Source organism: Citrobacter sp. CtB7.12, assembly GCF_001297795.1.
Taxonomy (GTDB): Bacteria; Pseudomonadota; Gammaproteobacteria; order Enterobacterales; family Enterobacteriaceae; genus Citrobacter_A; species Citrobacter_A amalonaticus.
In genome coordinates this window covers 231,419-256,549 of record NZ_LIFT01000003.1, presented here as the reverse complement: position 1 = coordinate 256,549, position 25,131 = coordinate 231,419, and the positions used below count along the sequence as shown (strand labels likewise).

General features: G+C 53.9%; 23 protein-coding genes and 1 riboswitch. Of the genes, 8 read left to right on the top strand and 15 right to left on the bottom strand.

Annotated elements, in window-relative coordinates; all coding sequences use genetic code 11:
* Nucleotides 1-5: 5 nt before the first annotated feature.
* Nucleotides 6-3,161 carry a multidrug efflux RND transporter permease subunit OqxB gene (gene oqxB / locus AOY24_RS05180; protein ID WP_054176267.1) on the top strand — a complete coding sequence of 1,052 codons (3,156 nt, stop codon included), beginning with the start codon at nt 6-8 and terminating at the stop codon, nt 3,159-3,161.
* A 64-nt stretch (nt 3,162-3,225) separates the two neighbouring features.
* Here oqxB and AOY24_RS05175 read toward each other — a convergent pair whose 3' ends face one another.
* Nucleotides 3,226-3,705 carry an Rrf2 family transcriptional regulator gene (locus tag AOY24_RS05175; protein WP_044257678.1) on the bottom strand — a complete coding sequence of 160 codons (480 nt, stop codon included), beginning with the start codon at nt 3,703-3,705 and terminating at the stop codon, nt 3,226-3,228.
* Between the two features lie 887 nt (nt 3,706-4,592).
* On the opposite strand from AOY24_RS05175, the gene AOY24_RS05170 reads away from it, so the two are divergent.
* The gene (locus AOY24_RS05170) at nt 4,593-6,266 is read left to right on the top strand and encodes a methyl-accepting chemotaxis protein (RefSeq protein WP_054176266.1); all 1,674 of its coding nucleotides are present in this window, start codon (nt 4,593-4,595) and stop codon (nt 6,264-6,266) included.
* Between the two features lie 98 nt (nt 6,267-6,364).
* On the opposite strand, the gene ychF is transcribed toward AOY24_RS05170, so the two are convergent.
* Complete coding sequence (gene ychF, locus AOY24_RS05165) at nt 6,365-7,456, bottom strand: redox-regulated ATPase YchF (RefSeq protein WP_043000470.1); 1,092 nt, start codon at nt 7,454-7,456, stop codon at nt 6,365-6,367.
* A 116-nt stretch (nt 7,457-7,572) separates the two neighbouring features.
* Nucleotides 7,573-8,157, bottom strand: a complete 585-nt coding sequence (pth, locus tag AOY24_RS05160) for an aminoacyl-tRNA hydrolase (protein WP_043000471.1) — start codon at nt 8,155-8,157, stop codon at nt 7,573-7,575.
* Nucleotides 8,158-8,431: 274 nt separating this feature from the next.
* Here pth and ychH point away from each other — a divergent pair, with 274 nt between their 5' ends.
* Nucleotides 8,432-8,710 (top strand): stress-induced protein YchH, encoded by a 279-nt coding sequence (gene ychH / locus AOY24_RS05155; protein ID WP_012132144.1) that lies wholly within the window; start codon nt 8,432-8,434, stop codon nt 8,708-8,710.
* A 69-nt stretch (nt 8,711-8,779) separates the two neighbouring features.
* Here the strand turns inward: ychH and AOY24_RS05150 are convergent, their stop codons facing one another.
* The 12 genes from AOY24_RS05150 to lolB all read right to left on the bottom strand — a co-directional run bounded on the left by AOY24_RS05150 (nt 8,780) and on the right by lolB (nt 20,513).
* Entirely contained in the window at nt 8,780-9,583 is an 804-nt protein-coding gene (locus AOY24_RS05150) for a cytochrome c1 (RefSeq protein ID WP_044267231.1), read from the bottom strand.
* A 5-nt stretch (nt 9,584-9,588) separates the two neighbouring features.
* Nucleotides 9,589-10,728, bottom strand: a complete 1,140-nt coding sequence (locus AOY24_RS05145) for a cytochrome b N-terminal domain-containing protein (protein WP_054176265.1) — start codon at nt 10,726-10,728, stop codon at nt 9,589-9,591.
* 1 nt (nt 10,729) lies between these two features.
* The gene (gene petA / locus AOY24_RS05140) at nt 10,730-11,281 is read right to left on the bottom strand and encodes a ubiquinol-cytochrome c reductase iron-sulfur subunit (RefSeq protein ID WP_054176352.1); all 552 of its coding nucleotides are present in this window, start codon (nt 11,279-11,281) and stop codon (nt 10,730-10,732) included.
* A gap of 14 nt (nt 11,282-11,295) precedes the next feature.
* Nucleotides 11,296-11,736, bottom strand: coding sequence for a pseudoazurin (locus AOY24_RS05135; protein WP_043000473.1), 441 nt, complete (start codon nt 11,734-11,736; stop codon nt 11,296-11,298).
* 10 nt (nt 11,737-11,746) lie between these two features.
* The gene (locus AOY24_RS05130) at nt 11,747-12,562 is read right to left on the bottom strand and encodes an ABC transporter ATP-binding protein (RefSeq protein WP_054176264.1); all 816 of its coding nucleotides are present in this window, start codon (nt 12,560-12,562) and stop codon (nt 11,747-11,749) included.
* On the bottom strand, nt 12,559-13,626 hold the full coding sequence (locus tag AOY24_RS05125) for an iron ABC transporter permease (RefSeq protein ID WP_054176351.1): 1,068 nt from the start codon (nt 13,624-13,626) through the stop codon (nt 12,559-12,561). Before AOY24_RS05125 ends, AOY24_RS05130 begins: the two co-directional genes overlap by 4 nt.
* 65 nt (nt 13,627-13,691) lie before the next feature.
* A complete protein-coding gene (locus AOY24_RS05120) occupies nt 13,692-14,744 on the bottom strand; it encodes an ABC transporter substrate-binding protein (RefSeq protein ID WP_054176263.1) in 1,053 nt (350 codons plus the stop codon).
* Nucleotides 14,745-14,963: 219 nt separating this feature from the next.
* Nucleotides 14,964-15,192, bottom strand: a riboswitch (cobalamin riboswitch).
* Between the two features lie 161 nt (nt 15,193-15,353).
* Nucleotides 15,354-15,863, bottom strand: coding sequence for an N-acetyltransferase (locus AOY24_RS05115; RefSeq protein ID WP_043001918.1), 510 nt, complete (start codon nt 15,861-15,863; stop codon nt 15,354-15,356).
* Between the two features lie 147 nt (nt 15,864-16,010).
* Nucleotides 16,011-17,690: a C4-dicarboxylic acid transporter DauA gene (dauA, locus tag AOY24_RS05110; RefSeq protein ID WP_071888393.1), complete on the bottom strand. Its 1,680-nt coding sequence runs from the start codon at nt 17,688-17,690 to the stop codon at nt 16,011-16,013.
* A gap of 137 nt (nt 17,691-17,827) precedes the next feature.
* Entirely contained in the window at nt 17,828-18,775 is a 948-nt protein-coding gene (prs, locus tag AOY24_RS05105; protein ID WP_001518537.1) for a ribose-phosphate diphosphokinase, read from the bottom strand.
* A 266-nt stretch (nt 18,776-19,041) separates the two neighbouring features.
* Nucleotides 19,042-19,893, bottom strand: a complete 852-nt coding sequence (ispE, locus tag AOY24_RS05100; protein ID WP_043000478.1) for a 4-(cytidine 5'-diphospho)-2-C-methyl-D-erythritol kinase — start codon at nt 19,891-19,893, stop codon at nt 19,042-19,044.
* A complete protein-coding gene (lolB, locus tag AOY24_RS05095) occupies nt 19,890-20,513 on the bottom strand; it encodes a lipoprotein insertase outer membrane protein LolB (RefSeq protein ID WP_054176262.1) in 624 nt (207 codons plus the stop codon). Before lolB ends, ispE begins: the two co-directional genes overlap by 4 nt.
* Before the next feature lie 201 nt (nt 20,514-20,714).
* Between lolB and hemA the strand changes: the two genes are divergently transcribed.
* From hemA to sirB1, 5 genes are read left to right on the top strand one after another with little or no spacing between them, the layout of a single operon-like run.
* Nucleotides 20,715-21,971, top strand: coding sequence for a glutamyl-tRNA reductase (gene hemA, locus AOY24_RS05090; protein WP_054176261.1), 1,257 nt, complete (start codon nt 20,715-20,717; stop codon nt 21,969-21,971).
* 37 nt (nt 21,972-22,008) lie between these two features.
* Entirely contained in the window at nt 22,009-23,091 is a 1,083-nt protein-coding gene (gene prfA, locus AOY24_RS05085; protein WP_054176260.1) for a peptide chain release factor 1, read from the top strand.
* Nucleotides 23,091-23,924, top strand: a complete 834-nt coding sequence (prmC, locus tag AOY24_RS05080) for a peptide chain release factor N(5)-glutamine methyltransferase (RefSeq protein ID WP_054176259.1) — start codon at nt 23,091-23,093, stop codon at nt 23,922-23,924. The genes prfA and prmC overlap by 1 nt, the downstream gene beginning before the upstream one ends.
* Nucleotides 23,921-24,313: an invasion regulator SirB2 gene (gene sirB2 / locus AOY24_RS05075; RefSeq protein WP_054176258.1), complete on the top strand. Its 393-nt coding sequence runs from the start codon at nt 23,921-23,923 to the stop codon at nt 24,311-24,313. Before prmC ends, sirB2 begins: the two co-directional genes overlap by 4 nt.
* 3 nt (nt 24,314-24,316) lie before the next feature.
* Entirely contained in the window at nt 24,317-25,126 is an 810-nt protein-coding gene (gene sirB1, locus AOY24_RS05070; protein ID WP_043000484.1) for an invasion regulator SirB1, read from the top strand.
* The last annotated feature ends 5 nt before the right edge of the window (nt 25,127-25,131 follow it).

The window sequence follows — 25,131 nt, the reverse complement described above, 5'->3', positions numbered from 1 at the left end:
AACCCATGGACTTTTCCCGCTTTTTCATCGACAGGCCGATTTTTGCCGCCGTCCTGTCGATTCTGATTTTTATCACCGGGTTAATCGCCATCCCGCTGCTGCCGGTGAGCGAATATCCTGACGTCGTGCCGCCAAGCGTGCAGGTGCGCGCGGAATACCCCGGCGCCAACCCGAAAGTGATTGCCGAGACCGTGGCGACGCCGCTGGAAGAGGCGATCAACGGCGTTGAGAACATGATGTACATGAAGTCCGTCGCGGGCTCCGACGGCGTGCTGGTGACCACCGTCACCTTCCGTCCGGGAACCGACCCGGATCAGGCGCAAGTGCAGGTGCAAAACCGCGTTGCGCAGGCCGAAGCGCGTCTGCCGGAAGACGTGCGGCGTTTGGGCATTACCACCCAGAAACAGTCCCCGACGCTGACGCTGGTGGTGCATCTGTTTTCGCCCAACGGTAAGTACGACTCCCTGTATATGCGTAACTACGCCACACTGAAGGTGAAGGACGAGCTGGCGCGCCTGCCGGGCGTCGGCCAGATCCAGATTTTCGGCTCGGGTGAATACGCGATGCGCATCTGGCTGGATCCCAACAAGGTGGCGGCGCGCGGGCTGACCGCGTCGGATGTGGTGACAGCGATGCAGGAGCAAAACATACAGGTGTCCGCCGGGCAGCTTGGTGCCGAGCCGCTGCCGAAAGAGAGCGATTTCCTGATCTCCATTAACGCCCAGGGCCGTCTGCATACGGAAGAAGAGTTTGGCAATATTGTCCTGAAAACGACGCAGGACGGTACGGTCGTCCGCCTGCGCGACGTGGCGCGTATCGAAATGGGGTCCGGCAGCTATGCGCTGCGTTCCCAGTTGAACAATAAAGACGCGGTCGGGATTGGTATCTTCCAGACGCCGGGGGCGAACGCCATTGATTTGTCTAACGCGGTACGCGCGAAAATGGACGAACTGTCCACGCGCTTCCCGGCAGATATGAAGTGGGCGGCACCTTACGATCCGACGGTCTTTGTGCGTGATTCGATCCGTGCGGTGGTGCAAACGCTACTGGAAGCGGTGGTGCTGGTGGTGCTGGTGGTGATCCTGTTCCTGCAAACCTGGCGCGCGTCGATTATTCCGCTGATCGCGGTGCCGGTGTCGGTGGTGGGTACTTTCAGCATACTCTACCTGCTGGGCTTCTCGCTGAATACCCTGAGTTTGTTCGGGTTGGTATTAGCCATCGGTATCGTGGTGGACGACGCCATCGTGGTGGTGGAAAACGTCGAGCGAAACATTGAAGAGGGGCTTGCGCCGCTTGCGGCAGCGCATCAGGCGATGCGAGAAGTGTCCGGGCCGATTATTGCGATTGCGCTGGTGCTGTGTGCGGTGTTTGTGCCGATGGCGTTTCTCTCGGGCGTCACCGGGCAGTTCTACAAGCAGTTTGCGGTGACGATCGCGATTTCCACGGTCATCTCTGCCATTAACTCGCTGACGCTCTCTCCGGCGCTGGCGGCTCTGCTGTTAAAACCGCACGGCGCGCCGAAAGATTTCCCGACCCGGCTAATCGATCGTCTGTTCGGCTGGATTTTCCGTCCGTTTAACCGCTTTTTCCACCGCAGCTCGAACGGCTATCAGGGGCTGGTGGGTAAAACGCTGGGACGACGCGGCGCGGTATTTGCGGTGTATCTGCTGCTGCTTTGTGCCGCAGGCGTCATGTTTAAAGCGGTGCCCGGCGGGTTTATCCCGACGCAGGATAAGCTGTATCTGATTGGCGGCGTGAAAATGCCGGAAGGTTCGTCGCTGGCGCGCACCGACGCGGTGATCCGCAAAATGAGCGAAATCGGGATGAATACCGAAGGCGTGGACTATGCGGTTGCGTTCCCGGGGCTGAACGCGCTGCAGTTCACCAACACGCCGAATACCGGGACGGTCTTCTTCGGCCTGAAGCCGTTCGATCAGCGTAAACATTCCGCGGCGGAAATTAACGCGGAGATCAACGCGAAAATTGCGCAAATTCAGGAAGGTTTTGGCTTCTCCATTCTGCCGCCGCCGATATTAGGGTTGGGGCAGGGCTCCGGGTATTCGCTGTATATCCAGGATCGCGCAGGTCTGGGTTATGGCGCGCTGCAAAACGCGGTGAATACCATGTCCGGGGCGATTATGCAGACGCCGGGAATGCATTTTCCGATCTCAACTTATCAGGCTAATGTTCCGCAGCTGAATGTACAGGTCGATCGTGATAAAGCGAAAGCGCAGGGCGTGTTGCTGACCGACCTTTTCGGTACGCTGCAAACCTATCTGGGCTCGTCGTACGTGAATGACTTCAACCAGTTCGGCCGTACCTGGCGCGTGATGGCGCAGGCTGACGGGCAGTTCCGCGACAGCGTGGAAGACATAGCCAATTTACGCACCCGTAATAGCCAGGGCGAAATGGTGCCAATTGGCAGTATGGTGAAAATCACGACCACCTACGGGCCGGATCCGGTAATCCGCTACAACGGCTACCCGGCGGCGGATCTGATTGGCGATGCCGACCCGCGCGTGCTCTCGTCTGCGCAGGCGATGACGCAGCTGGACGCGATGTCTAAGCAGATCCTGCCGAACGGGATGAACATTGAATGGACGGATCTAAGCTTCCAGCAGGCCACCCAGGGCAACACGGCGCTGATCGTCTTCCCGGTCGCGGTGCTGCTGGCGTTCCTGGTCCTGGCGGCGCTGTATGAAAGCTGGACGCTGCCGCTGGCGGTGATCCTTATCGTCCCGATGACCATGCTCTCCGCGCTGTTTGGCGTCTGGCTGACCGGTGGCGATAACAACGTGTTCGTGCAGGTGGGGCTGGTGGTGCTGATGGGGCTGGCCTGTAAAAACGCGATTCTTATCGTGGAGTTTGCCCGCGAGCTGGAAATTCAGGGCAAAGGCATCATGGAAGCCGCGCTGGAAGCGTGCCGCCTGCGTTTACGCCCGATTGTGATGACCTCTATCGCCTTTATTGCCGGGACCATTCCGCTGATCCTTGGCCATGGCGCGGGCGCAGAAGTGCGCGGCGTAACCGGGATCACGGTCTTCTCCGGGATGCTGGGCGTGACGCTGTTTGGTCTGTTCCTGACGCCGGTGTTTTACGTGACGCTGCGTAAGTTCGTTACGCGCGGTAAACCGATAAGGGATGTTTTGCCGGTTTCTTAAGGAATTGCACATAACAAAAAACCGCCTTCACCGTTAAGGCGGTTTTTTGCGGTTAAGGAAATAATTAATGCGCTTTTTTAGACTGGGTATCAATCTCAGGGACCGGATCGCACCCGCTGGTATCGGCTTTTTTGACCTTCTCCAGCGCGCTTGCCACGGTATGGCGAGCTAATACCTCTAACGAAGCTTGCTCCGCTTCATCGGCGATAGATTTGAAGTACCAGCAAGCGTTGGCGCTGACCACGCAGCGAGCCGGTACGTCAGGACGCGATGCCCATAGCTTTTTATCTTCAATAACAGAAAGGTAGATATCACGCAGGGTGATCTCTTCCGCCGGGCGACCAAGATGAATAGAACCGTTGCGGCCAAGCGTTGAGACGATGATACCGTCTCGCGTGAGCGGAACCATTAATTTGCGAATAAAGCTCGGATTTGCTTCCAGACCATAGGCCAGAATTGCACTTGTCGAACGTTCACCCGATTGCTCCGCCATCGCTACGCTGAGAACCATCTGCAAAGCTGTCGGGAAGCGGTAATCTAACATTTTATTGTCCTGGGTTGCGGTGAATCTTGTTCTTTTTGGCACCGCGGAGGTGGATAATCAGTAAGCATCAATATAACAAAAACGGTAATTTTTTTGAAGCAGTCAACATTTGACCTGACATGCCAGACGAACAGCCTGAGATCTCAGTCCAGAGAATCAGACACTGAAACGATGTTATCGAACCAAAGGAGTGAAACCCTGTTTTACACATTGTTATAAACCCAGATGACGTCAGATAAATCAGTGCTGAACGTGGTTTGTATTCGTTATAGCCATACTCATATTTAGTGGTGAGTTTCTTTGCCTGAACAATATCGCCGAATCTGCGTTCACTTATAACACCAAATGTACGCTATACGTAGGGGGGCAAAATATCATCAATTCAGGTGTTTGGAGTAAAAATATCAGTCTATCCTTTCTGAAACTTTCAATGGATTAAAGCCTGTCGTTTAAGAATAGTGGTGTTTTCTTTTTATCGGAATACGTTAGTATCAATGTTAACTATTTTCGATGCAATTAATGGAAGTGGGTTGAGGGTGTATCATTAGATTAATATGGAATCGGTTGTTGTTTTTTTATTCTTTTGTTTCCGGTATGAAATTATGCGATAAAAATTGAGTTGTCTTTTTCAATTAAAAAACAACATGATACGGTTTGTTTTACACGCGATTTCCTGTCTCGTTTCACAATGTCAATGTTTTTCTAAGAGAATGGTCACGTTAAAGTCCTCTCCCTTTCTGCCGATAGATACGCTGGCACATGTTTAAAACATGATCAATTTCAATATGTTAGCTTGACTCCGCCCTTAAGTCGAACGCTCCCGGCATTGTTCTGGTTTTTTCAACGGGTGGCAGGGAAAAGGTGACTTTTTTTGTATGAGATAGCAAATGAAAATAAATGATTTTGGTGTTGGTACCCGAATGGGAGTTGGCTTCAGTATTGTTCTCACCCTTGTCGTTATTATGGCTGTAACGGGGATCGTTAAATTAAATGGCATATTGAAAGAAACCCATGCTATTACGGACAGGTTGTTGGTGCTGGAGCGACTCACGGGGGCGTGGGGGGCGGCAATTGACTATAATGGTGCGATGGGGCTATCTGTACTGACTTCCTCTGATGATGGAATTAAAAAATTTGCCCAGTCAAAGATGAAGGTAATGTCAGAGCGGGTGAGTGCCATTCAGAAGGAACTGGCAGAATTAATTGTCTCTGATACGGGTAAGTCACTCCTGGCGACCGTGGGGGATAAAAGAAAGCTGTACATCGATATCCGCAATGAGGCGATTCGCATCAGTGAACAAGGGAATGGTGATGCCACCAATGCATTTATTCGCCAGAAACTCATTCCCGCCATGGAGGTCTATTCCGGCAGCGTAAAAGCACTGGAAAATTACGATAAAGCACAAATTGATGAAGCCAGTGGGTCCATTCAGGAGAATGGCTCGGCGGCAATTCAGGCTCTGATTGTTCTTGGCGTCATCGCTATTGTCGTCGGCAGTCTGTTAGCGTGGTTTATCACACGTGGGATAACTCGCCCATTGCTGTCAGCCGTTAATGTGGCTCGGGAAGTGGCGTCCGGTAATCTGGGTATCGACGTCAAAGTGGAATCCCGAGACCAGCCTGGACAACTGATGCTCTCCCTGAGGGAAATGACAGAGAGTCTGCGTAATACGGTACGCAAGGTTCGTGAAGGGGCTGACAGCATTGCGTTAGCCGCGGCTGAAATTAATAGTGGTAACACCGATCTGGCCTCTCGCACGGAAGAGCAAGCGGCAGGGGTAGAAGAGACTGCCTCGACGCTGGAAGAGCTGACGGCAACTATTAACAATACTGCAGCAAACACGGCGCAGGCGCATCGTTACGTGAGTGAGACAGCCTCTGTCGTGAAACAGAATGGCGCCGTTATGAGTGAAGTGTCTTCCCGGATGCAGGAAATTTACGATTCCTCATCAAAAATGGCGGACATCATCCAGGTTATTGATGGTATAGCCTTCCAGACCAATATTCTGGCGCTGAATGCAGCAGTAGAAGCTGCGCGAGCGGGTGAATCCGGACGTGGTTTTGCTGTGGTGGCTGGAGAAGTCCGAACACTGGCACAACGCAGTGCGTCAGCTGCCCGTGAAATTAAGGAATTGATCGATGATTCTGTCTCCCGTATTGCCTCTGGCCGCAATCTGGTTGAAAAAGCAGATGCTGGCATGATGGGAATTGTTTCCAACGTCCAGAACATGACTCAACTGATTGAGGAAATCGCACAAGCGAGTCGGGAGCAGAGTGATGGGATTGCCCAAATCAACAGTGCGATGGGACAGATTGATACCACCACACAGCAAAATGCCGCGCTCGTTGAAGAGTCAGCTGCAGCTGCCTCTTCAATGCAGGAGCAGTCTCGTGTACTCCAGGATATGGTGAGCGTGTTCAGTTTGAATGAGGAAGGGATACAACCAGTAAACATGACCTCAGAAAAACGTGTTAGTCGCCAGAGGGAGAGGAATAATGGCGAAAAATATGTAGTGTCCAAAAAGATAGCTTCAGAAACAGACAACTGGGAAACGTTCTGAGCACCCTAATACGAAAAATCCACGCAATTGCGTGGATTTTATAGTTTTTTGTGATTCTCATGAGATTCAGCGAAATCTCATGAGACAACAAATTTTATTTAGACGTTGAACAGGAAGTTCATCACATCGCCATCTTTAACGATGTAATCTTTCCCTTCAGCACGCATTTTACCGGCTTCTTTCGCGCCTTGTTCACCTTTGTAGGTGATGAAGTCGTCAAACGCGATCGTCTGTGCGCGGATAAAGCCTTTCTCGAAATCGGTATGGATTTTACCTGCCGCCTGCGGTGCGGTGGCGCCGACAGGAATAGTCCATGCACGCACTTCCTTCACACCAGCAGTGAAGTAGGTCTGCAGGTTCAGCAGCTTGTAGCCAGCACGGATCACGCGGTTCAGGCCCGGTTCTTCCAGCCCCAGTTCCTGCATGAACTCGTCGCGCTCGTCATCGTCGAGTTCAGCGATGTCCGCTTCAACGGCGGCGCACACCGGAACCACGACGGAACCTTCCTTCGCGGCAATTTCACGTACCTGATCGAGATACGGGTTGTTTTCGAAACCGTCTTCGTTCACGTTGGCGATATACATGGTCGGCTTCAGCGTCAGGAAGCTCAGGTAGCGGATCGCCGCTTTATCTTCGTCAGTCAGATCCAGAGAACGCAGCATGCCAGCTTCAGAGAGTTGCGGCAGGCATTTTTCCAGCGCGGCCAGCTCGGCTTTTGCGTCTTTATCGCCGCCTTTGGCTTTCTTCTGTACGCGGTGAATAGCGCGTTCGCAGGTATCGAGATCAGCCAGCGCCAGCTCGGTGTTGATCACGTCGATATCTTCCGCCGGGTTCACTTTGCCCGAAACGTGAATAATGTTGTCGTTTTCAAAGCAGCGCACCACGTGGCCAATCGCTTCGGTTTCACGAATGTTGGTCAGGAACTGGTTACCCAGACCTTCACCTTTGGACGCGCCTTTTACCAGACCGGCAATATCAACAAATTCCATTGTGGTCGGCAGGATACGCTGCGGTTTAACGATCTCAGCCAGTTGCTCCAGACGCGGGTCGGGCATCGGCACGACGCCGGTATTCGGCTCAATCGTACAGAATGGGAAGTTTGCCGCTTCAATACCGGCTTTGGTCAGCGCGTTGAACAGGGTAGATTTCCCGACGTTGGGCAAACCGACGATACCGCATTTGAATCCCATGATTTAAATCACCTTAATATCTTAATAATCAACCTGTTGTAGAAAACAGATTGTAGAAATGGAAATAACTTTGCCTATTATACACAGCGTACGGCAAAAATGCCGCACATCACTGCTTATTGCGCTTTAAAGGCGTGCAATCGATTCGTTGCTTTGGTCAAACCGTCTTTGAACCATACCTCAGTGCAACGCGCCGCTTCGTCAATCGCGTCGTCAATTAACTTCTGTTCTGAAACAGGCGGTTTGCCTAATACAAAGCCGACAACTTTGTTTTTATCGCCCGGATGACCGATTCCGACACGTAAGCGATGAAAGTTAGGGTTATTGCCGAGCTTGCTGATAATGTCTTTCAGCCCGTTGTGTCCGCCATGACCTCCGCCGAGTTTAAATTTTGCCACGCCAGGGGGAAGATCCAGTTCATCGTGGGCCACTAAAATTTCGTCGGGATTGATGCGATAAAAACTCGCCATTGCGCCGACCGCTTTGCCGCTCAGATTCATAAACGTGGTGGGAACTAATAAACGGACATCTTCACCTTCCAGACTGACTCTGGAGGTGTAGCCAAAGAATTTCGGCTCTTCGCGCAGAGGAGCACGCAACCGCTCTGCCAGTAAATCGACGTACCATGCGCCCGCATTATGTCGGGTGGCTGCATATTCAGCGCCGGGGTTCGCCAGGCCGACAATCAGTTTAATCGTCACGTTTTTATCCTGAGTGTTTCAATAACTGGCGCGTAGTTTACTGTCTGTCGCCCCGCTTGACAAAGCACCGTGTCACTTTACCCGGAAACTGAATAATTGCCTGTATTGATTATTGGAAAGTCAAGGTGTTCAGAGGCTTATTTGTAAAGATTTGTTGAATAATGGGGTGTAATTGTGATCGCAGGCGCACTACCAAAGTGGTGCGTTGTCTATACTTTACACATATGGATTAGGGGTATTCCCTGAAGCAACCCAAAAGTTCCGGAGGTGACACATGAAACGCAAAAACGCTTCGTTACTCGGTAATGTGCTCATGGGTTTGGGGTTAGTGGTTATGGTGGTTGGTGTGGGTTACTCCATTTTAAACCAGTTGCCGCAATTTAACCTGCCACAATTTTTCGCACATGGTGCAGTGCTCAGTATCTTCGTCGGCGCCATTTTGTGGCTGGCGGGTGCCCGCGTAGGGGGGCATGAACAAGTCAGCGACCGCTACTGGTGGGTGCGCCATTACGACAAACGTTGCCGCCGTAACGATAATCGTCGTCACAGTTAACGTTCCCTGCAAGATAATGACCAGCCAGCATCAGGCTGACTGGTCACGGTTTGCGATTTCTTTATCACGTTATTGTTGTGCGCGTCTTTTCATCCGCAGCATCATCCATAATAACGCCAGCATGATGGCGAGATACCCCATGACGTACATTCCCTGATGTTTTCTCGCCGTCAGGTCGGGATCGGCCGCCCAGGTCAGAAAGGCGGTGACATCCCGTGCGTATTGTTCTTCAGTTTGCGCGACATGCGATTCTGACTGCCATTCGATTTCGCCGTCCGCCAGCGGTTTTGGCATGTTAATCACCCCACCAGGATAATAACGATTCGCCTTCAGTTCCGGGTCATCAGGCAGATAACCGGTTAAGAGCGCGAAGAGGTAATCCGCGCCTTGCTCAGTGTAGGGAATAAACGCGTCCAGCAGAAATTGCGGAAAGCCGCGATCGTAGGTTCGGGCGCGAACGATATAACTTAAATCCACGGGCAGGGCGCCGTTATTCAGGTGTCTCGCTTCCTGATCGTTGAGATAAGGCGAAATAAAGCTGTCGTTCAGGGTGCCGTCCCGCTCACCGGGTTGACCGTCATCCTGAATAATCGGAAAGACATAGCCGCTGGCGAGATTTTTCGCGTCTTCTGTCGTTAGTTCCGGGCCGCCGGGTTTGGTCAGCGTGCGAAACGTCAGGTATTTCATGCCGTGACAGGCCCGACACTTCTCTTCATAGACCTGCAAACCGCGTCGCAATTGCGCCTTATCATATTCTCCGGAGAGACCGCTGAAGCTCCACTCCTGGCGCGTGGGAACAGGCTCTTGCGCGAATGTGGGGCTCATCGCGCAGAGTACCACCCACAGCATGCTGCATCTGAGTAATTGTCTCATCATCTTCAGTCCTGCTTTTCCAGAAAACGACGACAGGGCAGCACCAGTAAAAACCAGGCGAAATAGCCGATTGTCGACAGTTGCGAGACCGCGCGGATCCATCCCTCTTCATTACGAATGCCCTCCGTCAGATCGGGGCCAACCAGGGCTTTTGATCCCAGCCACCCAAGAAAACAGACGTTCAGCACCCACAGCCAGAAACCCCATTTCACCCATTTGCTGTAGTGACGAAAACGTGCGCGGGAGGTATCCAGCCACGGCAGAAAATAGAAGATCAGCACCGCGCCGCACATCGCCACCAGCCCGACGAGTTCGTTCGGGAAGCAGCGCAGAATGGAAAAGAAGGGGAGAAAGTACCACTCCGGGGCAACAATCGCCGGAGTCACCGTGGGATCCGCCGGGATGAAGTTATCCGCGCTGCTCAGATAGTGCGGCGCGAAGAACAAAAACCAGGTGAACAGCATCAGGAATAACGTGATTTTAATAGCATCTGCATCCGTGATTCGGTAATCGAAGAGCAGACGACGAGACGCTTTCTCGCTGAAGGCCCGTTTCATCGCGTGAGCAAAGGCCGACTGTACCGTACGGACGTGGAAAATCGTCATCACCACGACCACAACGGGAAGAATAAAGTGCAGGACGTAAAAGCGCCCAAGCGTAGGGGTGTCAGGCACATAGCCGCCTACCAGCAAGGTATACAACCCGTCGCCCACTACCGGAATAACGCGGGCGAAACTGGTGATCACCGTCGCTGCCCAGTAGCTCTTTTGCCCCCAAATCAGGCTGTAGCCAAGAAACGCGGTGATCATCAGCAGCACGTACAACGTGACGCTAACCATCCACATCGTCACATACGGTCTGCGGTAGACGCTGTAATACATGCCACGGAAAATATGCAAATAGCAGGCAAAGAAAAACAGCGATGCGCCGATGGCGTGCATATTGCGCAGCAACTCTCCGTGACTGACCGCGCGCATGATGTGGATGATGGAATCAAACGCCAGCGATGTCGTCGGGACGTAAAACATCGCCAGCACGATACCGGTCAGGATCTGTATTCCCAGCATCACCAGCAGGATCGCACCAACGGCAAACAGCCATACACCGGCGATGGAGCGCGGGAAAGGAATGCGCCAGCGGATCATCTCACACGTCCTTAGCGCCTATACGCACGGTCAGACCATCAGGATGAAAGGCAAACTCAGGAACGGCCAGATTAGTGGTTGCAGGGCCGCGGGTGACCCGTCCGGACGTATCAAACTCCGAACCGTGACACGGGCAAATCCAGCCCTGTCCACCGGGTCTGGTATTGGGAACACAGCCGGCATGCGGACAATACCCCTGAACAACCAGCCACTGCGGATAGTCAGACGCGACCCGTTCGCTGTCCGATTGCGGATCGACAAGCGCTCTGTGGTCACCCGCGCGGGCCGCGACGATCTCTTCCGGCGTGCGATGATGGATGAGGATCAGCTTCCCTTGCCAGATGCGTCTGAGGGTTTGTCCTGCGGCGATCCCCGCCAGCGAGACGTCTATTGGCTCATTTTCTCCGCGCGTTGTTTCGTCCGGCCCTAATGCGGAAATTAACGGCCAGACGGCGGCGGTCACTCCCGCTGCGCCAACAAATTTTGTCAATTTGCACAGGCAGTTGCGTCGTTGCTGCTGAATGTCTTTATCCGGCTGTTCGTTCTCCACCACCACAGCGCTCTCCCTTACTGTTTATCAATACGCGAATAGATATCCTGGAAGCGCTTATTAGCGATCCCGGGGGCCGTAAACGCGCGATAGCTGTCCGGCAGGGTGGCGTTGCCGACTTTAATCAGCATGACCATCCCTTGCGCATAATGCGGGGTGCATTTAATGCCGTAGAAGCCCGCGTTGTCATACTTCACTGCGATCTCCTCATCGATTTTGCCGATAAATCCCGGGTAGCCCGCAGGTGACAGTTCAGCAATCGAGGCTGCGTTGTGACTCTTATGTTTGCGGATAAATTTCACCGTATCACCAGGCTGAATCTCCAGGTAGTCTGGCTCATAGACCATGGGGCCTGCTGAACCGCGATTCTTCATCAGTACTTCGTGGGTTTGTGCGAAGGCAGAGGCGGTGAGGACCAGCAAACACAATACGTTCAGGCTCTTTTTCAGAGAGTTCATGGGGGCTTCCTTAGGTTTCTTCAGGTCTTTGATAACGAATAAAACAGTTCGCACCATGGCGATCGCGCTCGACGATGGCGTCAATGCCAAACCAGGCGCGGAGATTCTCGCGGGTGAAAATGGCGCAGGGACGGCCCTGCATTTCCAGACGACCGGCGTTCATCACGATGATGCGATCGCAGAACATGGCAGCATGATTGAGATCGTGGAGAGCGGCGACAACCGTCAGTTTTTCGCGTTTCACCAGACTGAGAAGGCCAATCTGATGTTGAATGTCGAGGTGATTAGTGGGCTCGTCCATCAGTAGCAGTTGTGGCTGCTGAGCGAGCGCGCGGGCAATATGCAGGCGTTGTTTTTCGCCGCCGGAAAAGGTGTGCCAGCAGCGATGGCGAAGATGCTGAAGATCGACTTTCTCCAGCATGGTCTGGACGATATCGTCATCGTTGTCCGACCACGGATTCAGTAGGCTCAGCCACGGGGTTCGCCCCAGCGAGACGGCCTGTATCGCGGTCAGGCGCTCACTGGTTTCTGCCTGCTGCTCAACCAGCGCGACCTGCTGCGCCAGTTGACGACGTGAATAGCGATGCAGCGCTTTTTGCTGCAACAGGATGTGACCGGCGGTGGGCTTCAGCAGACCGGCCAGCAATGAAATCAGCGACGTTTTCCCGGAACCATTGGGGCCGATAATGCCGACAAACTCACCCGGCGCCACGCTGAGTGAGACGTCATTGACGATCACTTTGCCTTTCACCTGCCAGTGCAGACTTTTCGCCTGAATTATCGCGTCGCGGATGGCAACCGGAGTCGGTACAGGATTGACGGTCATTTGGTCGGGTTTCCTCTGATCAGGATGATGGAGAACGCGGGCGCACCGACCAGGGCCGTAATAACGCCGATAGGCAGAACTTGTCCGGGGAGAAGCGTGCGGGAGATAACATCGGCGACGATCAGGAAAATGGCGCCGATCAGCGCGCTGACAGGCAGCAAACGATGGTGCTGATGGCCTACCAGCAGACGGGCGGCGTGAGGGATCACCAGTCCCACAAAGCCAATTGCGCCGACGATGGAGACCATAATGGCCGTCATACCCGTTACGGCGGCAATCAGCACGCCACGTGTGCGTTTTACCGGAATCCCCAGTGAGGCGGCGGACTCCGCGCCAAAAGAGAAGGCATCCAGATGGCGGGCATAACAGAAGCATATCGCAACGCCAACTAACGCTGTGGGGATCGCCAGTACCACATCCGGCCAGCGGACGCCGCTCAGATTCCCGAGTAACCAGAACATAATGCCGCGTGCCTGTTCCGCGTTAGCTGAACGGGTGATGATCAGCGAGGTCAGCGCATTGAATAACTGGGAACTGGCAATCCCGGCGAGAATGATTTGCGTCGTCACCCCCCCGCCTTGTCTGCCGCCTGCCGCTACCGCCAGAAGGGCCACAAACAAAAAGGCAGTCAGGGCACCGACAAATGCGCCGAACGACATGCTGATCATCCCGGCGCCCAGTCCGGTCAGCGCAACCAGCACCGCACCGGTTGATGCGCCTGCGGAAATGCCCAGCAGATACGGCTCGGCAAGCGCATTGCGCAGTAACGACTGTAAAACCACGCCGGACACGGCCAGGCAGGCGCCACAACTGGCGGAGACCAGCGCACGGGTCAGGCGATAGTTCCAGACGATCCCGGCATCCAGCGCATCAACCGGATAATCGGTATCAAACAGATGGTTTGCCAGCGTGTTGAATACGTGCTGGCAGGGAATAAACGTCTCGCCAATGGCGATCCCTGCCAGCAGGACGCCGCACATCAGCACGCTAACCCAGAGGGCGTGGCCGCAAACATTGACCGCCAGCCGACTAACGGCGTGACGCGTCCTGCGTAAATCGCTCATAGTCACCTGCGTTTCGGAGTGCATAACACGCGCCGGCCCCGTCAGGAACTGGCGCGAAACGAGGGTTAATGCGCGGCTTGTGGATGCGCTAAGCCATACTCAACCAGGGCGTCAGCCAGTTTTTCAACACCGTCAATCGTTCTGATTCCGGCATTCATGGTCTGTACATCAATCACTGGTAAATGATCGGCTTTAACGGCGGGGATCAGCTGGGTGACCGGGTCGGATTTCAAATAATCCATTTTCACCTGCCAGTCATCGGCCGGGAAACGTCGACGACTCATTTCCCCCAGCACAATCACTGTCGGTTGGGCTTTGGCGATGGTTTCCCAACCGACCGTTGGCCACTCCTCTGCGGAATCAATGACGTTTTTGATACCCAGGGTCTGCGCAATCCAGGCAGCAGGCCCTAATTTCCCGGCGACATACGGATCCAATTGCAGGTCGGCGCTGGAGAACCAGAAAACGGCGGAGACGCTGTTGTCCATCCCGGCGATTTTGTTCTTCGCTGCCGTTTCACGTGCTTTGAGGCTGGCAATCAGTTCTTCGCCCTTATCCTGAACGTCGAAGATCCTCGCTAAGTCGGCCACTTCCTGATAGACCATTGCGATATCAAACATGCCTTTGCGCACGCCGTCACCGCCATCTTCGTTATCTTTCGCGCAGTCTGCCGGTGCGGTATAGACCGGGACTTTCAGTTCGCTGAACTGTTCATAAGACGCCACCGTGCCCGCAGGGCCGATCTGCCATTCGAACTGGCTGGCGACCAGATCCGGTTTTTTGGCAATGATGCCTTCGAAGCTGGGGATGTTCTGCGCAATAACCGCAATCTTGTCATTTGCCGCCTTATACGCGTCGGGAACGGGCCCGAACCACAGCGATGTGCCTACCACGCGATCGGCCAGGCCCAGCGCATACAGGATCTCAGTGCTGTTTTGTCCTACGGTGGCAACACGTTTTGGCGCTGCGTGAAATGTCATATCCCGACCACAGTTTTTTATCGTCAATGGATATTCCGTTTTGGCTGCATGAGAAAGACCTGAGGTGAGAAACAGTGCGGCACCAGCAACAACCAGAAGCATTTTTTTATAAGGTAAAGAGGTAACATTAGCGTGCATTATTATCATCCCGTTCATGCCAGAATCTGAACGTCTGGTCATGGATTATATCGTTCCATATATCGGGAGAGTTCATGACGATAGATGACAGGACATCGTGAAATTTATGCATGACGTTATGCAAATAAAGAAAGTCAGCGGTTCAGTCAAGGATCTGATTCACTCTTTCACGGTGCCTAATATCAAATAATTCATCACATGGACCATCCCGTCCACTCAATGGGGTATAAATTTGACAGCAGGTCTCCTGACTCACGGTAATCAGAATATCGGCCTTCCCATAAAGATTCGCTTTACAGTGACCTGCAACAAAATATGCTGCACGAGGATATTCTGTATCCGCCTACAGTTGCGGGGGCAGTCATGGAATGGGATTGCAATAATCCGCACCATGTTCCTATTCATTACAATGTTGGTGCAATGAAATACTGTCGAAAAAGACTGTATCGGCATTTGTTAACAAGATCAATCGCAAGGGGAAAGACGAATTTTATTGAGTGGGATAAATTTTAGTTGTTGTGTATCAATGTGTTATGTTTTTTTTGAGGATGAAATTGCGGATGTCGAAATGTAATAATGAAAAGCTAAATGAGAATTGATTGACATTGATCAAGTAATATTCTTATTCATGCGTGATTTACGTGATCTCTCCATATGCACTAATTGCCAGTCATCGTGCATATCCATCACAACCTGAAAATGATTACGTCGCCAGAATGAATAACCTCCCGGTAAAAAATGATGGGTATGTAAGTATAATAAGTTGTACCGCTGCTGCTCGCAGAATGTTTCAGCAAAAGCGAGTAACTGACGTCCAATACCTTTTCTGCGGTAACGTTTGTCCACATAGCAGCGACAAATTTCTGCCGTTTCTGTCAAAATATAGCGTCCGCGAAGTTCGGCTATACGGTCGTCATATTGGCAGACGGCCAGGGTCGCAATGAGTTCCTGCTTTTCGCTCCAGGCGCACAGCAATACATTGCGCTGCTGTTGAATATACTGCTGTTGCAGGTTAAAAACATCCTGCCCGGGAGTAGGGGCAGGTCTGTCAGCCGCAAAAAATTCATTCAGATGTTGAATCAGAAATAACTGAACCGCCGGAATATCTTCTCCGGTCATTTCACGTAGCGTAAATGAAATCACGAGTTGTCACTCTTATTTGCAGAAACTGAAAGCTGATAATAACAACACGGGAGGGGAAAAACAGGGGACAGAGCGGAAAATGTTACCGGCCTGTACAGGAACAGACCGGTAAGCGCAAAAAGATTATAAATCAGCCAGCGCCGCGTCGCGGTTCGGGAAAAAGGCCAGACGACCCGGAATCGGCTTAATGCCAGCGCGCGCCATCGTGCGCAGCGGCTGGAACTCAAGGTTACTTACGCGCAGTTCGCAGCCTTCTGGCAATCTTTTCACAAAGCGCTGGAAGGCATCCAGACCACCTGCGTCCAGCACCGGTACCGCGTCCCATTTCAGTACGACAATGCGTTTTCCTTCGATGCGTGACTCCAGATCGGTAAACAATCCTTCAGCGGCTGCAAAGAACAGTGGGCCGATCACGCGCAGCACCAGTACATCATCGGGGACCTCGACGTTAACCGCTGCCAGTCGCGTCATGCGTGCAATACGGCGCATAAACAGTAACGAGGCCAGTACAATCCCGACGCTGATGGCAATGACCATGTCAAACAGCACTGTCAGTGACATACACATCATCATCACAATGATGTCGTCTTTGGGTGCATGACGCAGCAAATCCACAACTTTGTGCGCTTCACTCATGTTCCAGGCCACCATCAGCAGCAGGGCCGCCATCGCCGACAGCGGCAGCCATGAGAGCAGCGGTGCCAGCGCCAGCAGCGCCATGATCACCAGCAGCGCGTGGATCACGGCGGAAATAGGGGATGTTGCGCCAGCGCGGACGTTTGCCGCCGAACGGGCAATCGCCGCCGTTGCGGTAATCCCACCAAAGAAGGGGGCGACAATATTACCCAGGCCCTGACCAATCAGCTCGCTGTTGGCTTTGTGTTTCGTGCCGGTCATTCCGTCGAGTACCACGGCGCAGAGCAGGGACTCGATTGCCCCCAGCATGGCCATTGAGAAGGCCGCCGGAAGCAGGGCGCGCAGGGAATCCCAACTCAACGTGAAATCAGAATCCGGCAGGTTCCACGGCAGCACCAGTTGCGGCAGCAGTTGCGGTATCCCGTTGCCCTGTGAGCCGTCGGCCAGAATATAGTGGAACTGAGAACCAATGGTGGCAACGTGGCCGCCCAGCAGGTTGACGATCCCCATGACAGCACAGCCGGCGAGTAGGGCGGGCAGGTGGCCCGGCAGGCGAATGCCCAAACGCGGCCACATCATCAGCGTGCCCAGCGTGACCACCCCGATGGCGGCATCGCCCAGGTTAATGCTCGGCAGAGCCATAAATAGCGCGCCGACTTTTTGCAGATAGTGTTCCGGAACGTGGGCCATCTGCAAACCGAGGAAATCTTTGATTTGCATGGTACCAATGGTGATACCAATCCCTGAGGTAAAACCTAAGGTAACTGAGACCGGGATGTACTCAATCAGGCGGCCAAAGCGGGCCAGGCCAAAGAGGATCAGGAAGACCCCGGACATCAGCGTCGCGACAAGCAGGCCTGCCAGCCCAAACTGTTGTGAAACGGGGTAGAGGATCACCACAAACGCGGCGGTCGGGCCTGAGACGCTAAAACGCGAGCCCCCGGTTAAGGCAATAACAATCCCGGCCACAGCGGAGGTATAAAGTCCGTACTGCGGCGCGACACCACTCCCGATAGCCAGTGCCATCGCCAGCGGGATAGCAATAATCCCGACGGTGATCCCGGCAATCACATCACGGGTAAACCGTGAGGCGGTATATTTTTCTTTCCAACAAGCGTCGATGAGGGCGCGGAAAGGCATCACATGTGAGGAAAAAATTCTGTTCACAATAATGTTTCATCCATGAGCGCATCATCTGTCAACTCAATGAAATGGCGGGTTGGCAGGTGAAGGAGGCATAAGTCATACAAATAAAGGTTACAGACAAAAAAACCCGCCGCAGCGGGTCTTTGAGCCGGGTTCGATTAATGCTCGAACATAGCAGAAATCGATTCTTCGTTGCTGATACGACGAATCGCTTCGGCCAGCATACCCGACAGGGTCAACGTACGCACGTTCGGCAGTGCTTTGATTTCGTCGGTCAGCGGAATGGTATCGCAGACAACGACTTCATCAATCACAGAGTTACGCAGGTTGTTTGCCGCATTGCCTGAGAAGATCGGGTGAGTGGCATAAGCAAATACGCGTTTTGCACCACGTTCTTTCAGCGCTTCAGCTGCTTTACACAGCGTACCACCGGTGTCGATCATATCGTCAACCAGCACGCAGTCACGACCCGCTACGTCACCGATGATGTGCATCACCTGAGAGACGTTTGCACGCGGACGGCGTTTGTCGATGATCGCCATATCGGTGTCATTAAGCAGCTTAGCGATAGCGCGGGCACGCACGACGCCACCGATGTCCGGAGAAACCACAATCGGGTTATCCAGATTCAGCTGCAGCATATCTTCTAACAGAATTGGGCTACCAAATACGTTATCAACCGGTACGTCGAAGAAGCCCTGGATCTGTTCAGCATGCAGGTCAACGGTCAGAACGCGGTCAACGCCGACGCTGGACAGGAAGTCAGCGACAACTTTTGCCGTAATCGGCACACGAGCGGAACGTACACGACGATCCTGGCGCGCATAGCCAAAGTAAGGGATAACGGCGGTGATACGGCCTGCGGAAGCACGGCGCAGGGCATCAACCATAACGACCAATTCCATCAGGTTGTCGTTCGTTGGAGCACAAGTGGACTGGATGATGAAAATATCACCACCGCGTACATTTTCGTTAATTTGTACGCTGACTTCGCCGTCGCTAAAGCGACCTACAGCGGCGTCGCCGAGAGAAGTGTACAGGCGGTTGGCAATACGTTGTGCTAGTTCCGGGGTGGCGTTACCAGCAAAAAGCTTCATATCAGGCACGAGAAGAACCTCAGGCATGCGTCCATTGGTGGAAAGAGTTTGCCAAAAACTGTGCGGGCCAGGCAGGACTCTCTCCATGCGGTGTATTAACGAGCGCGATGCAACGTCTGGAACAGGGTGACGTTGTCACCGAAACTCAGCTTGCCCGGCTTACCCGTCATCATTTATGTTTTATGCGCGCTGGGTTCAAGGCCTCACACCAGTCACATACTGATGTATGCGTCTGGCAATTCGTCATCTCGCCAACGTACTGAAACTTCAATGAGTTAGAGTAACGCTCTATGCAGTGGAGAGAGGTTGACACCCTTCGCCACAAAGGCATTGAGCCATTCCGGGGCTTGCTCAAGCACCTGCCGGGCACGAGACTCTGTATCGAATTCAGCAAAGACACAGGCTCCTGTACCAGTCAGGCGCGACGGCGCGTATTCTAACAGCCAGGAAAGCGCCGCATCAACCTCGCGAAAACGTTTTCTTGCGATAACCTCGCAATCATTGCTGAATTCACATTTTAATAACGTTTCTATTGACCTTTTTGGCGTATTACGGGGGAGGTCGGGATCGTTAAAAATCATCGGCGTTGGAATACTGACGCCAGGATGAGCCACCAGGTACCATTTTTCGGCCGGTTCCACCGGGGTCAGGATCTCTCCGACGCCTTCGGCAAAGGCGGCGTGTCCGCGGACAAACACCGGCACGTCAGCCCCGAGCGTTAAACCGAGCTCGGCCAGTTCGTCCAGCGACAGACCACACTGCCAGAGATGGTTTAGCGCGACCAGCACAGTTGCCGCGTTCGACGATCCGCCGCCCAGGCCTCCGCCCATCGGCAGACGCTTTTCGATACGGATATCCGCACCGCTACCGGCTGGCAGCCGACCGCGCTCTGCGGCTGTTTTCATCAGCAGTCGCGCGGCACGGACGATCAGGTTGTCTTCATGTGCCACGCCGTCAACCGGCGTCAGGAGATGAATTTCGCCGTCGCGACGCGGTTCCAGGCTGAGGGTGTCGCCATAATCGAGGAACTGAAACAGCGTTTGCAGCGTGTGATAACCGTCCGCACGTCGTCCGGTGATGTATAAAAACAGATTCAGTTTTGCCGGAGAGGGCCACTGGGTCATCATTTTACAATCCAGTTATCCATTTTCAGCTTGATACGCTGAGCACCGTCGGAGAGTTCCATATTGGCCGGCATTGCCGGGGAGGTTTTGCTGTCGTACGCGCTATAGACCACTTTCCAGTTTTTTCCGTCCTGGCTGTAGTTCACTTCGCTCAGGCGGTACTGGTCGTCGAGTTTATAGTCGGTCGCGTCGCCCGGCAGGCCAAGGATCCACTGACGCAGGCTGTTTAGCGGGATAGGCATACCGGTCAGCTTGCCGATCATCTCTTCGGCATCGTCAGCGATATAGCGCTGGCCTTTATTGTCCATCAATTGCACGTTACCCGGCTGCGCGTTCAGTTCAAGCTCGGTGCTGCCAAGCGGGTTGGTCAGCAGCAGGCGATAGCGATCCTGGCCGGTCTGCTGCCAGAAAAAGCGCGCATAGACCTTCTGCTCGTCGGAAATATAGGCAAACGCGCCGCGCGTTTGATACTGATTTAACTGGCGAACCTCCTGCTGATGTTGCCGCCATTGAGGAGAGTCCGGACTTTTCCCCGGGCCTTTCGGCGCGTTGATCGTACAGGCGGTCAGAAACAGGGTTGCCAGCGGAAGCAGGCGGATCAGGCGAAAATCAGGCAGGGTCATAATGATGACGAATCCTTGTGATACGTTGCAATAATAACCCTTAATGCTAGCGCCGCGCGGGTATATCGTCTACGTTCACGTTATCTTAATTTAAGCAATAAGCGATTACTCCAAAAGGGGGCACTCTCTTTTATTGATTCCGCGCATCCTGTATGATGCGAGCAGACTAACCATATCAACGCTGGTACTACTCCCGCAGACATGACCCTTTTAGCGCTCGGCATTAACCATAAGACGGCACCTGTATCGCTGCGAGAACGCGTAACGTTTTCGCCAGATACGCTCGATCAGGCGCTGGAAAGCCTGCTTGCGCAGCCAATGGTGCAGGGCGGCGTGGTCTTGTCGACGTGTAATCGCACGGAGCTGTATCTGAGCGTGGAAGAGCAGGATAACCTGCAGGAAGCGCTGATTCGTTGGTTATGTGATTTCCACAATCTTGATGAAGACGATCTGCGCAGCAGTCTCTACTGGCACCAGGATAACGATGCAGTCAGCCATCTGATGCGTGTCGCCAGTGGTCTGGATTCGCTGGTACTCGGTGAACCACAGATCCTCGGCCAGGTGAAAAAAGCGTTTGCGGATTCACAAAAAGGCCACCTGAACGCCAGCGCGCTGGAACGTATGTTCCAGAAATCGTTCTCCGTTGCCAAACGGGTTCGTACCGAAACCGATATCGGCGCCAGCGCCGTGTCCGTTGCGTTTGCCGCCTGTACGCTGGCGCGCCAAATCTTTGAATCACTTTCCACGGTCACTGTGCTGTTGGTCGGCGCGGGCGAAACCATCGAACTGGTGGCGCGCCATCTGCGCGAACACAAAGTGCAGAAGATGATTATCGCCAACCGCACCCGTGAGCGGGCGCAGGTTCTGGCCGATGAAGTGGGTGCTGAAGTGATCGCACTCAGCGACATCGATGAACGTCTGCGGGAAGCTGACATTATCATCAGTTCAACCGCCAGCCCGCTGCCTATCATTGGTAAAGGGATGGTGGAGCGTGCGCTGAAAAGCCGCCGCAATCAGCCGATGTTGCTGGTGGATATCGCCGTTCCGCGCGATGTCGAACCGGAAGTCGGTAAACTGGCGAACGCTTATCTCTATAGCGTTGACGATCTGCAAAGCATCATTTCGCACAACCTGGCGCAGCGCAAAGCTGCGGCAGTGGAAGCCGAAACGATTGTCGCGCAGGAAACCAGCGAGTTTATGGCCTGGCTGCGTGCTCAGGGCGCCAGTGAAACCATTCGTGAATACCGGAGTCAGGCTGAGCATGTACGGGATGAACTGACTGCAAAAGCGCTTGCTGCTCTGGAACAGGGCGGTGACGCGCAGGCCATTATGCAGGATCTGGCATGGAAACTGACCAACCGCCTGATCCATGCACCAACCAAATCTCTTCAGCAGGCCGCCCGTGACGGGGATGACGAACGCCTGAATATCTTGCGCGACAGCCTCGGGCTGGAGTAGCAACACACCCTTCTTTTTACAAGGTGCATTTACGCCTATGAAGCCTTCTATCGTTGCCAAACTGGAAGCCCTGCATGAACGCCATGAAGAAGTTCAGGCGCTGCTGGGTGATGCGGGAACCATCGCAGACCAGGAACGTTTTCGCGCACTGTCGCGCGAGTATGCACAGCTAAGCGATGTTTCTCGCTGTTTTACGGACTGGCAACAGATTCAGGACGATATCGAAACAGCACAAATGATGCTCGACGATCCTGAAATGCGTGAAATGGCGCAGGAAGAACTGCGCGAAGCGAAAGACAAGAGTGAACAACTGGAACAGCAGCTACAGGTATTGTTACTGCCGAAAGATCCGGACGATGAACGCAATGCGTTTCTGGAAGTTCGCGCCGGGACTGGCGGTGATGAAGCGGCCTTATTTGCCGGCGATCTGTTCCGCATGTACTGCCGCTATGCCGAAACACGCCGCTGGCGCGTGGAGATCATGAGCGCCAGCGAAGGCGAGCACGGCGGCTATAAAGAGATTATCGCCAAGATCAGCGGCGACGGCGTCTATGGTCGACTGAAGTTTGAGTCCGGCGGGCATCGTGTGCAGCGCGTACCGGCAACGGAATCGCAGGGCCGAATCCACACCTCTGCCTGTACCGTGGCGGTGATGCCGGAGCTGCCGGAAGCCGAACTGCCGGATATCAACCCGGCCGATCTCCGTATTGATACCTTCCGTTCCTCCGGGGCGGGTGGTCAGCACGTTAACACCACCGACTCCGCGATCCGTATTACTCACCTGCCGACCGGCATTGTGGTGGAGTGTCAGGACGAACGTTCGCAGCACAAGAACAAAGCCAAAGCGCTCTCGGTGCTCGGCGCGCGTATTCGCGCGGCAGAAGTGGCGAAGCGTCAGCAGGCCGAAGCGTCAACGCGTCGTAACCTGCTGGGCAGCGGCGACCGCAGCGATCGCAACCGGACCTACAACTTTCCGCAGGGGCGTGTGACCGATCACCGCATCAACCTGACGCTCTACCGTCTGGATGAAGCAATGGAAGGCAAACTGGATATGCTGATTGAGCCGATCGTGCAGGAATACCAGGCCGATCAGCTGGCGGCGCTGTCCGAGCAGGAATAATGGATTTTCAGCACTGGTTACGTGAGGCGATAAGCCAGCTACAGGAGAGTGAAAGCCCGCGTCGCGATGCCGAGATCTTACTCGAATTCGTGACCGGAAAAGGGCGCACCTGGATACTGGCGTTTGGCGAAACGACGTTGACCGACGCCCAGCAGGCGCAACTGGCGACGCTGCTGGCTCGCCGTCAACGGGGGGAACCGATCGCACATTTAACTGGCGTGCGGGAATTCTGGTCGTTGCCGCTGTTTGTTTCACCGGCCACGTTGATCCCGCGTCCGGATACCGAATGTCTGGTGGAGCAGGCGCTGGCGCGACTGCCAACAACCCCGTGCCGCATTCTCGATCTGGGTACTGGCACCGGTGCGATTGCGCTGGCGCTGGCGTCTGAGCGCCCTGACTGCGAGGTCACGGCGGTTGACAGAATGCCGGATGCCGTTGCGCTGGCGCAGCGTAATGCGGCTCATCTGGCTATCAACAATGTCCATATTCTGCAAAGCGACTGGTTTAGCGCCTTGCCGGGGCAGCAGTTTGCGATGATTGTCAGCAATCCGCCGTACATTGACGAGCAGGATCCGCATCTGGCGCAGGGCGATGTCCGCTTCGAACCGCTGAGCGCCCTGGTCGCCGGTGACTGCGGAATGGCCGACATTGTGCACATCATCGAGCAATCTCGCACGCGGCTGGAAGCGGGCGGTTTTCTGTTGATCGAGCATGGCTGGCAGCAGGGCGCCGTGGTGCGTGACGCCTTTAATCGCGCGGGCTACCAGGCGGTAGAAACCTGTCGCGATTATGGCGACAACGAGCGTCTTACGCTCGGATGCAAGCCCGTATGAACAGCGTTACGCTCCTGTTAGGGGTTCACCTCGCTAGCATTGCGCTTTCCGTTAGTCTGTTTGTGCTGCGTTATGGGTGGAGTGAATGTCATTCTGCGCGGGCTCACGCGCGCTGGACGCGCGTCGTACCGCCGATTGTTGACACCGTTTTGTTGCTCACTGGTATGGGGTTGATCGCTAAAACGCACATCCTGCCATTCACGGAGCAGGGGACATGGCTGACTGAGAAGCTGTTTGGAGTTATCATTTACATCGTTTTGGGTTTTATTGCGCTCGATTACCGTCGGGCGCGCAGTCGGCAGGCGCGATTAATCGCGTTCCCGCTGGCGCTGGTGGTGCTGTACATCATCATTAAACTCGCCACCACAAAAATACCGTTACTGGGGTAAGTCATGAGGTCGTTAGCTGATTTCGAATTTAACAAAGCGCCATTGTGCGACGGGATGATCCTGGCATCGGAATCGATCCGCCTGGATTTCCCTTCGCAAACTGTCTATGACGAGCTGGAACGTCTGGTCAGCCTGGCGCAAGAAGAAATTAGCCAGCTTTTGTCTCAGGATGAGCAACTGGAAAAATTGCTGGCACTTTTCTACGGCGAGTGGGGCTTTACTGACACCCGCGGCGTTTACCGCTTGTCCGACGCGCTATGGCTTGACCAGGTACTGAAGAACCGCCAGGGCAGTGCGGTGTCACTGGGGGCAATTTTACTGTGGATTGCCAACCGATTGTCATTACCACTGGTGCCGGTGATATTCCCGACGCAGCTTATTTTGCGTATCGAGTCGCTGGAAGGCGAGATGTGGCTCATCAACCCGTTTAACGGGGAAACGTTGAATGAGCATACGCTGGAAGTGTGGCTGAAGGGGAATATCAGTCCGGTCGCTGAGTTATTTAACGAGGACCTGGATGAAGCGGATAACGCGGAAGTGATTCGCAAGCTGCTGGACACGCTGAAATCTTCCTTAATGGAAGAACAACAGATGGAGCTGGCGCTGCGAGCGAGCGAAGCGTTACTGCAATTTAACCCGGAAGATCCGTATGAAATACGTGACCGGGGCTTAATTTATGCGCAACTGGAATGTGAACATGTCGCGCTGACCGATTTAAGCTATTTCGTTGAGCAGTGTCCGGAAGACCCGATCAGCGAAATGATTCGTGCGCAGATTAATAACATCTCGCATAAGCAAATTGTCCTGCATTAATTTAT

What these genes read in the sequence shown, in the direction of transcription:
- oqxB (WP_054176267.1), top strand. Translation starts at nt 6, where the DNA reads ATGGACTTTTCCCGCTTTTTCATCGACAGGCCGATTTTTGCCGCCGTC.
- AOY24_RS05175 (WP_044257678.1), bottom strand. Translation starts at nt 3,705, where the DNA reads ATGTTAGATTACCGCTTCCCGACAGCTTTGCAGATGGTTCTCAGCGTA.
- AOY24_RS05170 (WP_054176266.1), top strand. Translation starts at nt 4,593, where the DNA reads ATGAAAATAAATGATTTTGGTGTTGGTACCCGAATGGGAGTTGGCTTC.
- ychF (WP_043000470.1), bottom strand. Translation starts at nt 7,456, where the DNA reads ATGGGATTCAAATGCGGTATCGTCGGTTTGCCCAACGTCGGGAAATCT.
- ychH (WP_012132144.1), top strand. Translation starts at nt 8,432, where the DNA reads ATGAAACGCAAAAACGCTTCGTTACTCGGTAATGTGCTCATGGGTTTG.
- AOY24_RS05150 (WP_044267231.1), bottom strand. Translation starts at nt 9,583, where the DNA reads ATGAGACAATTACTCAGATGCAGCATGCTGTGGGTGGTACTCTGCGCG.
- AOY24_RS05145 (WP_054176265.1), bottom strand. Translation starts at nt 10,728, where the DNA reads ATGATCCGCTGGCGCATTCCTTTCCCGCGCTCCATCGCCGGTGTATGG.
- AOY24_RS05135 (WP_043000473.1), bottom strand. Translation starts at nt 11,736, where the DNA reads ATGAACTCTCTGAAAAAGAGCCTGAACGTATTGTGTTTGCTGGTCCTC.
- AOY24_RS05130 (WP_054176264.1), bottom strand. Translation starts at nt 12,562, where the DNA reads ATGACCGTCAATCCTGTACCGACTCCGGTTGCCATCCGCGACGCGATA.
- AOY24_RS05125 (WP_054176351.1), bottom strand. Translation starts at nt 13,626, where the DNA reads ATGAGCGATTTACGCAGGACGCGTCACGCCGTTAGTCGGCTGGCGGTC.
- AOY24_RS05120 (WP_054176263.1), bottom strand. Translation starts at nt 14,744, where the DNA reads ATGCACGCTAATGTTACCTCTTTACCTTATAAAAAAATGCTTCTGGTT.
- AOY24_RS05115 (WP_043001918.1), bottom strand. Translation starts at nt 15,863, where the DNA reads ATGACCGGAGAAGATATTCCGGCGGTTCAGTTATTTCTGATTCAACAT.
- ispE (WP_043000478.1), bottom strand. Translation starts at nt 19,893, where the DNA reads ATGATGACCCAGTGGCCCTCTCCGGCAAAACTGAATCTGTTTTTATAC.
- lolB (WP_054176262.1), bottom strand. Translation starts at nt 20,513, where the DNA reads ATGACCCTGCCTGATTTTCGCCTGATCCGCCTGCTTCCGCTGGCAACC.
- hemA (WP_054176261.1), top strand. Translation starts at nt 20,715, where the DNA reads ATGACCCTTTTAGCGCTCGGCATTAACCATAAGACGGCACCTGTATCG.
- prfA (WP_054176260.1), top strand. Translation starts at nt 22,009, where the DNA reads ATGAAGCCTTCTATCGTTGCCAAACTGGAAGCCCTGCATGAACGCCAT.
- prmC (WP_054176259.1), top strand. Translation starts at nt 23,091, where the DNA reads ATGGATTTTCAGCACTGGTTACGTGAGGCGATAAGCCAGCTACAGGAG.
- sirB2 (WP_054176258.1), top strand. Translation starts at nt 23,921, where the DNA reads ATGAACAGCGTTACGCTCCTGTTAGGGGTTCACCTCGCTAGCATTGCG.
- sirB1 (WP_043000484.1), top strand. Translation starts at nt 24,317, where the DNA reads ATGAGGTCGTTAGCTGATTTCGAATTTAACAAAGCGCCATTGTGCGAC.